13 protein-coding genes and 1 riboswitch are annotated in these 13,205 nt (G+C 49.5%); of the genes, 12 read left to right on the top strand and 1 reads right to left on the bottom strand.

The features are described from left to right. The first annotated feature begins 196 nt into the window (after window positions 1-196). The 3 genes from ABNN70_RS03695 to ABNN70_RS03685 are packed head-to-tail and all read left to right on the top strand — an operon-like array spanning window position 197 to window position 5,492. Window positions 197-2,473, top strand: coding sequence for an ATP-binding protein (locus tag ABNN70_RS03695; protein ID WP_129929937.1), 2,277 nt, complete (start codon window positions 197-199; stop codon window positions 2,471-2,473). Window positions 2,474-2,491: 18 nt separating this feature from the next. After that, window positions 2,492-4,822, top strand: coding sequence for a histidine kinase (locus tag ABNN70_RS03690; RefSeq protein ID WP_353948780.1), 2,331 nt, complete (start codon window positions 2,492-2,494; stop codon window positions 4,820-4,822). Window positions 4,823-4,835: 13 nt separating this feature from the next. Beyond that, entirely contained in the window at window positions 4,836-5,492 is a 657-nt protein-coding gene (locus tag ABNN70_RS03685) for a response regulator transcription factor (protein ID WP_353948779.1), read from the top strand. 163 nt (window positions 5,493-5,655) lie between these two features. On the opposite strand, the gene tenA is transcribed toward ABNN70_RS03685, so the two are convergent. Further along, on the bottom strand, window positions 5,656-6,348 hold the full coding sequence (gene tenA, locus ABNN70_RS03680; protein WP_353948778.1) for a thiaminase II: 693 nt from the start codon (window positions 6,346-6,348) through the stop codon (window positions 5,656-5,658). A gap of 105 nt (window positions 6,349-6,453) precedes the next feature. Then, window positions 6,454-6,554, bottom strand: a riboswitch (TPP riboswitch). A gap of 320 nt (window positions 6,555-6,874) precedes the next feature. On the opposite strand from tenA, the gene ABNN70_RS03675 reads away from it, so the two are divergent. The 9 genes from ABNN70_RS03675 to yabA all read left to right on the top strand — a co-directional run bounded on the left by ABNN70_RS03675 (window position 6,875) and on the right by yabA (window position 12,964). Beyond that, the gene (locus tag ABNN70_RS03675) at window positions 6,875-7,513 is read left to right on the top strand and encodes a VanZ family protein (RefSeq protein ID WP_353948777.1); all 639 of its coding nucleotides are present in this window, start codon (window positions 6,875-6,877) and stop codon (window positions 7,511-7,513) included. Window positions 7,514-7,519: 6 nt separating this feature from the next. Continuing rightward, window positions 7,520-7,693 carry a hypothetical protein gene (locus tag ABNN70_RS03670; RefSeq protein WP_165364305.1) on the top strand — a complete coding sequence of 58 codons (174 nt, stop codon included), beginning with the start codon at window positions 7,520-7,522 and terminating at the stop codon, window positions 7,691-7,693. A gap of 127 nt (window positions 7,694-7,820) precedes the next feature. Further along, window positions 7,821-9,260, top strand: a complete 1,440-nt coding sequence (locus tag ABNN70_RS03665; protein WP_353948776.1) for an aminotransferase class I/II-fold pyridoxal phosphate-dependent enzyme — start codon at window positions 7,821-7,823, stop codon at window positions 9,258-9,260. After that, entirely contained in the window at window positions 9,257-9,940 is a 684-nt protein-coding gene (gene tmk / locus ABNN70_RS03660; protein WP_129929943.1) for a dTMP kinase, read from the top strand. The genes ABNN70_RS03665 and tmk overlap by 4 nt, the downstream gene beginning before the upstream one ends. Before the next feature lie 13 nt (window positions 9,941-9,953). Next, window positions 9,954-10,283 (top strand): cyclic-di-AMP receptor, encoded by a 330-nt coding sequence (locus ABNN70_RS03655; RefSeq protein WP_129929944.1) that lies wholly within the window; start codon window positions 9,954-9,956, stop codon window positions 10,281-10,283. Between the two features lie 13 nt (window positions 10,284-10,296). Beyond that, window positions 10,297-10,734 (top strand): YaaR family protein, encoded by a 438-nt coding sequence (locus tag ABNN70_RS03650; protein ID WP_240697333.1) that lies wholly within the window; start codon window positions 10,297-10,299, stop codon window positions 10,732-10,734. A gap of 41 nt (window positions 10,735-10,775) precedes the next feature. Further along, window positions 10,776-11,783: a DNA polymerase III subunit delta' gene (gene holB, locus ABNN70_RS03645; protein ID WP_240697334.1), complete on the top strand. Its 1,008-nt coding sequence runs from the start codon at window positions 10,776-10,778 to the stop codon at window positions 11,781-11,783. After that, window positions 11,780-12,604 carry a stage 0 sporulation family protein gene (locus ABNN70_RS03640; protein ID WP_353948775.1) on the top strand — a complete coding sequence of 275 codons (825 nt, stop codon included), beginning with the start codon at window positions 11,780-11,782 and terminating at the stop codon, window positions 12,602-12,604. The genes holB and ABNN70_RS03640 overlap by 4 nt, the downstream gene beginning before the upstream one ends. A 12-nt stretch (window positions 12,605-12,616) precedes the next feature. Continuing rightward, complete coding sequence (gene yabA, locus ABNN70_RS03635) at window positions 12,617-12,964, top strand: DNA replication initiation control protein YabA (protein WP_353948774.1); 348 nt, start codon at window positions 12,617-12,619, stop codon at window positions 12,962-12,964. Window positions 12,965-13,205: the final 241 nt, after the last annotated feature.

Genomic DNA, 13,205 nt, shown 5'->3' with positions numbered 1-13,205 from the left:
AAAGGCTTCTCTTTTTTACTTTGAAAAAAGGATCAGAAGAACCGGGCGAAGGGTTTCTTTATCAGAAGGAAAAGAGGAGGGAATCTTGTCAGATATGTCCGAAAGTGTGTATTTTTTGATAAACTTAAAATAAGATTCCAAAGATTACCGGATGGGCCGGTTTCCTTCCGGGCGGTGCTAAAGGCAGGTGTTGCTGATGTCCCGTTCATTTCATCATGTATTTGTCATTCATAGGCGCCTCATCTGTCTGATCCTCTCGTTTGCGGCGTTTCTGTATTTTATTTTCCTGATGTTTCAGTTCCCCTATGCCGGCATTCATGTGAAGTCGTCGGACGGACGCGTGCTGGTAGAAAGCAGTGATCATCTTGGATGGACAGGCAGCCGGCTTCAGGAGGGGGATCGTCTGCTCTCTGTGGACGGACAGGCAGCAGCAGACAGAGGGCAGGAATCCGGAAACGGTGAAATCCGTCATGCACAGCATCTGGAATGGCTGCATAACGGGGAGAGGCAGACGCTTTCCTTCAGCCCGGCCGGCTCCCCTGAAGGATTGATCATCCACTTTCTTTTCCCCGTCCTGTTCTTTGCCTTATGTCTGGTCCTGGCTGCCTTTATGCTCGCCCGCGGGCAGGGGGCAGGTGTATCTGTCCTGATCATTTTTCTTTCGCTCATCGGGCCGGTATTTACGGCGATCAGTGCGGCTTCCGGACTCAGGGAGAACGGGCCCGTGCATCTCTTTATTCTTTTTTCCTTCCTGATCAGTCCGACGCTGATGCTGCACTATCTGAATCAGTACGGCCAGTCCCGGCATCTTCATTTGTTTTCTGACCGTTATTTATTGATCCAGTATGTGCTTTCCGCAGCAGCTTTTATAGTGGCTGCCGTCCTGATGCCAGCGGGTCATCCGCTGTCTGTTGTGCTCACAGCGGGTGCTGCCTTATTTCTTTTCCTGCTTGTTCCCTTGTTTTATCAGCTCTTCACGGCTGAAACTAAAGCATCCCGGATACTGCTTCAGGTGCCGGCTGCCGGGGTGACCGCTGCGCTGCTGCCGTTCGTGATATTTTATGGGCTGCCAGCGCTGCTGTTGAAGCAGGAAGTGATCACATGGCAGTGGACGATGCCCTTTCTTTCCCTGATTCCTCTGACGTGGTTCTATCTTTCTGTGTCTGACCGATTTATAGATGTTTCCTTTGTAACGGGCAGGCTGGTTTATTGCGGGACGATTGGTGCGGGTGCAGCAGTGCTTGTGTCGGGTGTTTTTTCCATGATGGCGCAGAACGGCAGTGCATATGGCTCCATGGACTGGATCAGACTGGCGTTTGCTGTCTGGACGATTGTTACGATGACGCTTTATTTGAAAGAATTCCTGGATTATTCACTGAGAAAAAGACTGTATCCTAAACGGCAGGATTACCAGACCAGCCTGAACCGCTTCCTGCAGTGGATGAAGATGGATCCGGACACCAGCGGACTTGGGAAAATCCTGAAAAAAGAAATTGAGGCATGTCTTCCCTTTGAGAACGTCAGGCTGATTCGAGAGGGCCTAACTGGCGAAAAATCGCCGGTCATCGATGGAAACAGGGTCTCCCTGTTCACCGAACCGGACAGAAAAATCGCATTCAGTAAAAAAGGATTCTCGGCTCTGCTTTCAGCCGGACATTCGGAAGACATCACACTTGCAGGAAGCTGGAGCGGACCGAGAACCCGGCTGAATCCCGACGAGCGCTCATGGCTGGCGACACTGATCAGTTATGCTCAGATTGCAACTGAAAACCTGAAAAATACGAAAGAGCTGCTTGCTGAACTCAGACAGCCGGTCCGGGAAGGCAGGGCCCTGCCGATCACGGTGAAGAAAATGATGGTGCGCATTTCTGAACAGGAGCGAAAGGAGCTTGCCAAAGATCTCCATGACCATAATCTGCAGGATCAGCTCGCTTTCGCCCGTGATATGGACAGCTGGAGGGAGTGGACTCAGGACAGGAAGCTCGGGCACTTTCTCGGCTACATCCGGGAACAGGTCCTGGACAGTGTTTACATCCTCCGCCAGGTCATTTATGAAATCCACCCTGAATTTATCTATCGGGCAGGTTTGAAGAAATCACTTGATGAACTGTTTGAAAAAGTAAATTTACGCGGGGATTTTGTTCTGGAAACGTTTATCGATGATCGGACGGCGATGCTGCCGAAAGAATTTGAAATGACTGTGTACCGGGTGGTTCAGGAACTGTTAAATAATGCCATGAAACATGCCGGGGCGAAACGGGTGACCCTGCGCCTGAGTAAAGAAGGAAACGAATTTGGCTTGTATTATGAAGATGACGGCGTGGGCATGGATGTATCAAAAGTCGGTCAGTCCTTTGGTACAATGGGTTTCCCCGGGATGATCGGCAGAGTGGAGGGTATAGGCGGCCGGATCGTGATCCGGTCTCAGAAGGGCAAAGGGCTTTCAGTAAAAATACGCTGGCCGGCAGATTGATACGAGGGAGGCGGGAGCATGCAAAACGAGATCAGCCGTCAGCTGCAAAAGCACTTGTTTTTTATCAGTATGATCACAGTCATCGTACTTGTTCTGCATTTTACGATCAGTATTATTGACAAGCCTTATATAGGTGTCTATACAGAACACACTGATCAGGGGTATACAGTTCAAAGCGTCGCTCCTTTCAGCTGGGGCAGTTCCGCCCATATCCGGCCGGGTGACCGGATACTGTCCGTTGACGGAAAGTTACCTTCAAAAGTAAAAAGTATGACCGCATACGAGATGATCGGACAGGCGGGACATATCGATCTTCTGCGGGAGAATGAGGTGATTCGCCTGTCTGTTGATCAGTCGGTTTCGAAATCGGCAATGTTTTTCTTTCTGGTCATTCCCGCCGCTTTTTTCCTTATCTGTTTTTCGTTCGCCTGTTTTCTGCATATGAAAAAGGAGATAAATCCGGCGGTACCCGTACTGATCGCCCTTCTGATCGTTGTCTCACCGCTTTTGCTTGAGATGTCGGCTAATGCGCGACATGACAGCTGGAGTCTGAAAGTCACCAGCTTTTCCCTGGTTTTTACATTGATTCTCCTGGTTCATTTTATGCGTGTTTATTTCGGATCTTTTGGCTTTTTCCTGTTGTCTCGATGGCTGCTGGGCTGTCTGTATCTGTGTGGCGGATTAATTGTTCTTCACAGTATTTTTATCGAGGACAGGTCGGTCAGTGCCTATTATCCTCAGGAACTGATTTTTTCGGTTTTTGTTTTTCTTTTGCTGTGCGTCCTTTTGGCAAGGCTGTACAGGCGGATCGAAGGATCGGAATACAGACGGATGATTCAGCTGCTGATGGCAGGATTTTTTCTCACCCTTTTTCCCTTTGTTGCTTTCTATGCTTTGCCGAACATGCTTACCGGCACGTCGCCGCTTCCTGTTGAATGGACCACACCTTTTGCACTGCTTCTTCCTCTGACCTTATGCATTCCGGTTCTCTCCGGTGTGTTTATTGATATGTCGTTTGAGATTAGCCGGCTCGGCTATTACAGCCTGCTCAGCTTCTGCATGACGCTTGTGACTCTGAGTGTTTTTCTCATATTCATAAGGGAGCAGCTTGCAGGCAATCCGGGAGAGATTATGAGTCTCGGGATCCTTGTTTTCAGTACCGGGATTCTGGCTCTTTATGTCAGGGAGTATCTGGATCACTGGCTGAGAAAGCATGAAGGTGCCGAAAAAAGAGCGAGGCAGGAGAGCCTGAACCGTTTTCTGCAATGGTCGAAAACAGAATACACGCTGGATCATGTGGCCCTTATGCTCAGGGAAATAGTGACCTCCCATCTTCCCGCGCTGCATGCGGAGGTGGTCAGAATCGGCAGTGACAAGGAAGTCCGGACGCTAAACGGGAATAAAAACCGGATAACGGAGTGGACCAGCCGTCTGCAGGATCATACAGAGCCAGTCAGTGGCATGTGGAAAAGCCCTTCCGGTATGGCTGTTTTACTGAAGCAGCGAAAGGATGAAAATCTGCTGCTTGTCTGTATCTGGCGAAAGCCGGTGAAAATGCTCAACCTGGAGGAGCGCATGTGGCTGGAGACCCTGCTGAACTATGCGAAAGTTGTGATTGAAAATCTGGATCAGACGGACCGGCTGCTGCATGCGCTCCGCAGGATGGAAACGGACCGATCACGTATTCCGCCTGAAATGAACCGGTTTCTGTTTTCATTATCGGAGTATGAACGAAAGCAGCTGGCAAGAGATTTACATGATACCGCCGTCCAGGATCAGCTGGCTATTGCCCGTGAAATTGATATGAAAATAAGAAAGACGGAGGATGCGAAAATAAAGGGCATGCTCACCTATGCCCGGGAGCGGGTGCTGGACATTGCCGGAGATCTGCGAAAAATCATCCGCGCCTGGTATCCTGAACCCGCATTAAAAAAAGGACCTGGTCCGGCTCTTAACGAACTTATTGAACAGGTCAGCCTGTCGGCAGGCTTCTTTCTGGAGACCCATATCGACCCGATCCCGAAAGGTTTGAAGAGAGAAGGGGCCCTCTGCCTTTATCGCGCGGCGCAGGAGTTATTAGATCATGTGGCAGCTCATACTGGTGCCCGGCATGTTTTCCTGGCTGTCCGGTTTGATGGAGCGCACGTCCTTCTGATTTACCGGGACGATGGAGCCGGTATCGATGACAGTCAGATTGATCCTTCCTTCAGTACGATGGGCCTTCCGGGTCTGATCAGCCGAGTAGAAGGGCTGGGCGGATCCATCAGGCTGACGCAGGCTCAGGAAAAGCCGGCGCCGGGCGGACTGGCTGTCCGGATTGATCTGCCGGCGGGTAATGACAATAAATAACGAGGTGTGAAAGATGACATCGGTATTAGTCATGGATGATCATGCTGTTGTAGCAAGAGGGACGCAAACGGTGTTAAAAGCGGCGGGATTTGACGTAGAAGCACTGCCACCATCGGGCGATCTGGCTGCTGAAGTCAAAAGACATTATTTTAAATTATATTTGATAGACCTGAATATGCCGCAGATGGACGGCCTTGAAGCAACAGATCTGATACTGGATCTTGATTCGGAAGCTAAAGTATTGATATATACAGGTTATGAAAATGAAATTGAGCCTTTATTTGAAGAAATGGTTGACCGCGGGGTGTCCGGCGTGATCAGTAAGTCGGCCTCTATTGAATCTCTCGTCGCTGCGCTTCGGGCCGCGCTCCGTGATGAAGTGCTGATGCCGATGTGGCTTTTCAGAAAACTTGCAATCAGTGAGAAGGCCATAGAAAGCGCGACAAGAGTCCATTTCAACCATCTGGAGAAAGATATTATGTCTGCCGTAATCAGCGGGCAGACCAACCGGGAAATTGCGAAGTCTCTTCTGATCGGCCAGCGGACGGTAGAAAAGTATCTGACCGGCATTTTTCAGAAGCTGGGTGTACATTCACGGGTGGAAGCCGCGGAGAAGATTAATCGGGAAGGGATTCTGCTTACCCCCCGCAAGGAGCCCGGGATAAAGTGAACCTTTAATCAGTGGGGTGTCTTCATCCCCCCACTGATTAAAGGTGCGTCGGGCGGCAGCCAGGTGGTGAAAGTCCGCTGCAGGCCTTGAACGTAGGAACTGCGAGCCAAAGGCAAGGGTGTCCATCGTGAAATGAAGGCTTTTCTTATTCCTGCCCGGTGCATTAAATTTTGATGCGATCGTTAAATGTCCAGTGTTGCCGATAATAAGCCATTTCCCAGAACATCCATTCTAATTCGCAACTGCGTAAGAAGACGTGTTCTGCCTGATCCAATGCTTTTGTTGATGCTTTCCCGGCTTTTTCATTCAGGCGTCGGAACAGTTCTTCGGCAAAGGCCATTTCACCATTTCCATAAGTGCCATAGAACGTAATCCAGTCTTTGAACGGATGGTTTTCCAGAGATGGATGTTGCTCCACCAACCTTTTCCCGATTTCCCAATACGTCCAGGGACAAGGGATTAAGCAGGCTAAAATATCAAGTAAACTTCCGTTAACTCCCTGGTCGAGCATATGCTCTTGATATAGAAGAGTGACAGGCGCGATTTTACCTTCTTTCAATGTGTCATATGAGAGGTTTGCGACCTGGCATAAATTTCCATGAGCCATGTTTTCACTATGCAATGTGTAATCAATCTGCTCTTTAAAAAAATCCATGTCATCACGCGTTTCAGACTTGATAATGGCGTAGGCATAAAGCTTCACAAAGGCATTAAGGTATTGAAAATCCTGTTGAACGTAAAACGTAATCGCTTCTTTAGGCAATGTTCCACTTGCAATGCCTTTCACAAAAGGATGATCAAAAATCTCATGTAAAATGGGTTTGGCCTTTTGTTTTAACCGCTTTGAAAATAACATAGGGTCCCTTCCTTCCATGTAATAAATGAATAAAAATAAAGAAACCACTTTCATAAGCAGAAAGTGGTTTACAAATATGCATCGTAACGTAGATATAAAAATAGGATGCAAGTTTAGCCACTTTCCTACGCCAGTATGATCTGGTTCAGGTTCAAAGGGTCTCGGCGATACCGATCTCAGCTATGAAAGCTCCCCCAGCGAGACTAACAGATGAATTTACGTTTAGTATAACATACTTTCCGGCAAGGTATTGAAGAGGTAAGTTTTATAGTGAAGGAGTGAAGAGAATCACGTTCAGGTTAATGCGGGGAAAGTGGACATGCATCTGAATCGATTCTAATGATTTGAATCCATCGGGCTGCTGCGGGCAGTTGCTCCCCACCCCCTAGACGCACAAGAAAAGAGCAAGATGCGGGATATGCGTGATCCCGCATCTTTTTTGCGCTATTCCGCACGAAGTGTGCGGGTTGCTGCGGACGGATCTGTATTATGATGAGAACAGGAGCAGTGATGACTGCAGATAATTATGAAAGCTTTCCTTGAGAGGCAGGGGAGAATCCTGAGACATCTTCTTGAACCTGATATTCTTGATTTCTTTATAGGTTACGGTACAGTCCTTGGTGTATGCCTCCTCTGGGAAAAATTAACGAAAAAACATCTGACCTTTAACCGCGGGATCTTTCTGTCACTTCTTGCCGGTTACCTGGTGTTTACTGTTCTGCTTACCGTTCAGCCGGTTTCGTCCGGAACGGATACATGGTATCAATGGCGGCCCCTTCAGACCATTTCATCTTCTCTTCACAGCGCCGGGGGGTACTGGCTTCTTTTCTGGCAAATCGTCCTTCCGATTCCGTTCATCTTTTTCACCGGCTTTGCGACGCGTGGCCGTCTGACTTTTTTTAAACTGATGATAACGGGTTTCACAGCCTCCCTGGGTGTTGAGATCCTGGTTTTTCTGCTGAATGGCATCCCGCGGTTTCCTGTCCATCCTTTTGATGTCGATGATCTCATCCTGAATGCCTGCGGTGTACTGATCGGTACCTCCGCGTTTCGTATTCTTGGACGGCAGGCCTGGATGAGGCAATATATCACCGATATCATGTCATGGCAGGAGGATGACAGAAAAGCGAAGGCATATACCGGAAATTTCATCGATCGGAAGTGACGCCCATTGAAACGAATCCTGATGTTTCTTATTGGCCTGATTCTGTTCAGCTGCGGACTGTTATGGATGACAATCGACCGCTCCAGCCAGGCCTGGGGGTTTCTCCTGTTTATCTTCGGCCTCCTGGTCATCGCCCGGGCCGAATTCCTGACTCAGCCGGGTCCGGGCAGTAAAAAATGAATACTTGTTTTCGTGCACCGGTCACCTGCCTGCAGGTGGCTGGCTTTTTGTCTGTTATGGTAGAATAAACGTATGAAAAAAGTGCATTTCAGATGGATAAAAATATATTCTTTATAGAGGCAAAAATATGGATCAAGCATGTACGCCTGTATTTGATGGCTTACTTCAATATCATAACCGTCAGGCGTTTTCTTTTCATGTTCCCGGTCACAAAGACGGGTTGATCTTCCCGGAGAAGGCGGCGCCGTATTTCAGACCGCTCCTTGCTTTAGATGCAACAGAGGTGGCCGGTCTTGACGATCTGTATCATCCGGAGGGGATCATCCGGGCGGGGGAGGCGCTTCTGACCCAATATTATCAGTCCCGGGCGAGTCTGTTTCTTGTAAACGGGTCTACTGTCGGGAATCTGATCATGGTTCAGGCGGCCTGTCACGAAGGAGATACCGTTCTGGTTCAGCGGGACAGCCATAAATCAGTTTTCCACGCGCTCCGTCTGGGTCGTGTCCGGCCTGTATTTCTTGCTCCTTTTCGAGACAGGAAATCAGGGCTTACAGCAGGTGTTGATCCGCGGGCGTGGAAAGAGGCCCTTCGGAAGTATCCTCAGGCAAAAGCAGTGATTCTGACCTATCCGAATTATTATGGTATGGCCCCGGACATCGCGGGTTTGATCCGGGAGGCCCACGCGCATGGCATGACCGTGCTGGTTGATGAAGCCCACGGCGCACATTTCCACCTGGGTCATCCTCTGCCACCGAGTGCACTGGATCTGGGCGCGGATCTCGTGGTTCACTCTGCGCATAAAATGCTGCCGGCGATGACGATGGGCGCCTGGCTGCATGTCTGTTCACAGCGTGTATCGACAGAGAGCGTACGGGAAGCAAGAGAAGCGTTGCAGACGTCCAGCCCTTCCTATCCGATTATGGCTTCTCTTGATCTGGCCAGATACGTACTGGCTAATCTGGACAGACTGAGAGTTGATCATATTCTTGAATGCCGAAACAGGTTCGTCCGCGGACTTGAGAAGATTGGGAAGGTCCATGTCCTTAAGGCTGATCCGGGCTATTATCGGGTTGACCCATTTAAGATTACGCTTGATGCAGGGCCGGGTGTGAACGGGTACGACTGGCAGAAGCGGCTGATTGAGTCCGGGATTTATCCTGAGATGGCTGATTCAGAGCATGTTCTTTTGACACTGGGTCTGACCGATCGGATCCCCCTGGATGCCGCACTTACCGGCATTCGTGAGAGCCTTGAGGAGCTGCATCCTTTTCATCGGAGGAAAGATCCTGAACCCGTACGGTTCCAGCTATGTTCAACGCTTGCCGGGACATACAGTGAACTTTCAAAGACTGAGAAGCAGGATACCGCTCTGAATCTTGCCGAAGGACAGGTTGCGGCGGAATATGTCATTCCCTATCCTCCAGGTATACCAGTGATCATAAAAGGTGAACGGATTACCCGGGCACAACGGGAACTGGTCGAACGACTGGTTCGTGAAGGTACTGTTTTTCAGAATGATGGCATCACAAAAGGCAAAATAAAGATATATAAAGCAGGGGTATTATGAGCAGGGACAAGGGACTTTTTATTACTTTTGAAGGACCGGACGGAGCCGGAAAAACGACACAGATTCATAAACTGGCCCGAATGCTTGAGACGCAGGGGGTGTCGTTTGTTCTGACACGTGAACCGGGAGGAACGGCGATCGGCGACGAAATCCGGTCCATGATCCTTGATCCGGCTCATCAGGCGCTTACAGACAGGACAGAGATTCTGCTGTACGCCGCGTCACGCAGTCAACATGTTGAAGAAAAAATTATTCCGGCTCTGAAATCCGGTCAGGTGGTTCTCAGTGACCGGTTTGTTGATGCCTCCATCGCTTACCAGGCTTACGGACTGGGTCAGCCGGTGAAATGGGTGCGCGAGGTCAATCGATTTGCAACAGGGGGTCTGACTCCCGACAGAACCTATCTGATTGATGTATCCCCGGAGGCAGGCAGAAAGCGGATGAAGCAGCGGAGCGGGGCACCGGAGACCGGTGCGACGCAAAGAGCTGATGAGCTGGACCGGGTCGAGAGGCGGTCACTTGCCTATCACCAGCGTGTACGGGAAGGATTTCAGAAGATCCTTCAGGAAAATGAACAACGCATTTGCCGAATAAACGGTGAACAGGCGGCAAATGAGGTTTTTCATGAAATATGGGAGGATTTCCGCTCCTTATGGACACAATTCAAAAAAACGGATTGAAAGGGTGGTTCTGGTGAAACTGGTGCTGGCGGTTGTTCAGAAAAAGGACAGTTCGGGTTTGCAGGAAGCACTTGTTAAAGCTGACTTTCATGTCACGAAGCTTGCTTCCACCGGCGGGTTCCTGCGTGCCGGAAATACCACGTTTATGATTGGGACAGACGATGAGAAAGTTGAAGGACTTCTGGAGCTGATTCATAATCACTGCCGAAGCAGAATGCAGATCATGTCGCCAATTTCTTCATTAGACAGCATCACGGACGGGTACATGATGCAACCGGTTGAAGTAGAAGTTGGCGGCGCCACTGTGTTTGTGCTGGATGTCGACCAGTTCAGGCATTTTTAAGGAGGCGTCTAAGGTGTCGATTAAGATCGGTCAGGAAAACCGGGTGACAGAGAAAGCAGCCGGTCGGGGGAGAATAACAGCAAAGCTGAACGGTTCATTCAGCCGCACGCTCGCTGCAGGACAAGAACACCTGAATGCTGAAGCGTTGAAAACACTGATGCGTCACGTAGATGAACAGGCTGCCCGTGTTTCCGGGTCCCGGACGGTGCATGATCTGCAGCTGTATAAGAAGCTTGTGCGTTCCTTCATGCAGGAAGCTGTACGCCAGGGGCTCGATACCGAACGATTCCGTTCCTGGCAGAATGGCGGCGCGAGGCAGACCCTTGTCAGGACAGTGGACAAAAAACTGATGGAACTGACGCATGACCTGCTGGATAAAAACAAAAAACAGCTTGATCTCCTGGATCGTCTAGACGAGATCCGCGGGATGCTGATAAATTTATACATTTAACTTCTGACCGCGCCGGGTTGTGTAAGACGGGAGAGTGGGTGATGCAAATGGACTGGAAAAAATTACAGAAACAGCAGCATACAGTGGCACGTGTCCTTCAGCATGCCATCAAAAGGGACGAACTGGCCCATGCTTATTTGCTGGAGGGGGCAGCCGGAACCGGTAAGGGCGAGACGGCCCTGCTTGTTGCCCAGACGCTTTTCTGCGAGTCCCCGGTAGAAGGGGAACCGTGTCTGTCCTGCCGCAACTGCCGGAGAATTGCTTCAGGTAATCATCCTGATGTGATCCGGATCCGTGCGGGGGAGGGCGCCCAGTCTATTAAGAAAAATCAGATTGCTTTACTGCTGAAGGAGTTTTCTTACAGAGGCGCAGAGTCTTCACGAAAAATTTTTATCATTGAAGATGCAGATAAACTGACTGTTCAGGCGGAAAACAGTCTTCTGAAATTTATAGAGGAACCCCATCCGGGGACACTTGCCCTGCTGACAACCGATCATGTTCACCAGCTGCTGGACACGATCATCTCCCGCTGCCAGGTTCTGAGCTTTATTCCGCTGTCGGATCAGGCTGTTGCAGAGCAGCTGGAAAAAGATGATCAGCCGCGCCGGCTGGCTCGTCCGGCGGCGCAGCTGACGCATGATTTTAACGAGGCACAGAAACTGTGCCATGATGAATGGTTTGCGAAGGCACGTTCGCAAGTGCTACAATTAACACAAAGACTGGGCAATACTGCAAAACCGGTTTTACCTTTTATCTATGAAAAATTTATTCCTGAATTTGATGATGCTCAAAAACTGGCCGTCGGTCTGGATTTACTGCTTTTCTGGTATAAGGATCTTCTGTCCTTTCAGACGGGGCGTCCGGAGCAGGTAATCTATGAGGATCAGTCTGAAGCACTGAATGCACAGATGATCCGAATCTCTCCGGATCAGACCATCCAGGCGATGACCCTGATTTTTGAAGCCGGAAAACAGCTTGATGCACATGTTAACGGACTCAGTGTCATGGAACGGCTTGTAATCAAATTAGGAGGTATTTATTCAGCATGAAATACGATATTGTCGGCGTTCGATTTAAGAAGGCCGGTAAAATATATTATTTTGACCCGGAACAGCTGGCTATCCCGGAAGGGGCGCAGGTCGTTGTGGAGACCACCCGGGGTGTGGAATGCGGCAGGGTAGTCATTGGAAGAAAGACAGTAGATGAAGAAGATGTTGTACTCCCCCTGAAAAAAGTTATTCGGGTGGCCACAGATTCTGACAGACTTCAGGTTCAGAAGAATAAAGAGGATGCAGAAGCAGCAATGGATATCTGCCTGCAGAAAATTTACAACCACCATCTGGAAATGAAGCTGGTGGATGTTGAATATACATTTGATCGAAATAAAATTATCTTTTACTTTACAGCCGATGGCAGGGTAGATTTTCGTGAGCTGGTCAAGGATCTGGCTTCCGTGTTCAAGACAAGAATAGAACTTCGTCAGATTGGCGTACGTGATGAGGCGAAGATGCTCGGTGGTATTGGCCCGTGCGGAAGGATGCTGTGCTGTTCGACATTTCTGGGCGATTTTGAGCCAGTTTCTATTAAAATGGCAAAGGATCAGAATCTGTCGCTGAATCCGGCTAAAATATCCGGCGTCTGCGGGCGCCTGATGTGCTGCCTTAAATATGAAAATGATCAATATGAATCGGCGAAACAGGCTTTACCGGATATCGGCCAGTCGATTCGTATCCATTATGGACCGGGACGCGTGGTCGGTCTCAATATTCTTGAGCGGCTTGTTCAGATCGAACTGAAAGAACAGAACAAGGTTGTTGAATACACATTAGATGAACTGATTGAAGAAGGAGCTATATCTCCTGCTAAATAGAGGTGGATGAACTTGGAGAAAAGGGACATTTTCTCGCAAGTCAGTCATTTGGAAGAGCAGCTGGGCCAGGTTTATGTGGACTTCGGAAACCTGAAGGCACAACTGACCGCACTTCTGGAGGAAAATAATAATCTGACGCTTGAAAACCGTAATCTGCGGAAACGGATAGAATCCGAAAAAAAGCAGCAGGTAGCCGAATATTCCGGAGATGCCCGGTCACAGGGTCCGGATGTGGGTGAAGGATATGATAATCTGGCCAGACTGTATAAGGAAGGGTTTCATATCTGTAATCTGCATTACGGCAGTGTGCGTAAGGACGGAGACTGCCTGTTCTGTCTGTCGTTTCTGAACAAGAAATAGGGGTCCCGCGTTCGGCCGGCTAAATAGAGTGAAACTTCAATCAGTGGCGGTTTTTCGGGTGCACAGGACGCCCTCGTTTTTTAGCCTGCGCCCATCCTCACTGATTGTTCGTTGATTCCATTCGGCCGTTGTGGGCAGGTTCTCCCGCGCCCGGGTCTGTTTGTTTACCCACATGACCCTGAGGTGGGGGTCTTACTGCCCGTTCATGCGATAAACCCCATCGACTTGCCTGTCTGTTTTG

The sequence above is a fragment of the Sporolactobacillus sp. Y61 genome (assembly GCF_040529185.1).
Taxonomy (GTDB): Bacteria; Bacillota; Bacilli; order Bacillales; family Sporolactobacillaceae; genus Sporolactobacillus.
Note: the sequence above shows the minus strand (reverse complement) of the source record. Positions and strands in the feature narration are given on the sequence as shown.

What these genes read in the sequence shown, in the direction of transcription:
- ABNN70_RS03695 (WP_129929937.1), top strand. Translation starts at nt 197, where the DNA reads ATGTCCCGTTCATTTCATCATGTATTTGTCATTCATAGGCGCCTCATC.
- ABNN70_RS03690 (WP_353948780.1), top strand. Translation starts at nt 2,492, where the DNA reads ATGCAAAACGAGATCAGCCGTCAGCTGCAAAAGCACTTGTTTTTTATC.
- ABNN70_RS03685 (WP_353948779.1), top strand. Translation starts at nt 4,836, where the DNA reads ATGACATCGGTATTAGTCATGGATGATCATGCTGTTGTAGCAAGAGGG.
- tenA (WP_353948778.1), bottom strand. Translation starts at nt 6,348, where the DNA reads ATGTTATTTTCAAAGCGGTTAAAACAAAAGGCCAAACCCATTTTACAT.
- ABNN70_RS03675 (WP_353948777.1), top strand. Translation starts at nt 6,875, where the DNA reads ATGAAAGCTTTCCTTGAGAGGCAGGGGAGAATCCTGAGACATCTTCTT.
- ABNN70_RS03665 (WP_353948776.1), top strand. Translation starts at nt 7,821, where the DNA reads ATGGATCAAGCATGTACGCCTGTATTTGATGGCTTACTTCAATATCAT.
- tmk (WP_129929943.1), top strand. Translation starts at nt 9,257, where the DNA reads ATGAGCAGGGACAAGGGACTTTTTATTACTTTTGAAGGACCGGACGGA.
- holB (WP_240697334.1), top strand. Translation starts at nt 10,776, where the DNA reads ATGCAAATGGACTGGAAAAAATTACAGAAACAGCAGCATACAGTGGCA.
- ABNN70_RS03640 (WP_353948775.1), top strand. Translation starts at nt 11,780, where the DNA reads ATGAAATACGATATTGTCGGCGTTCGATTTAAGAAGGCCGGTAAAATA.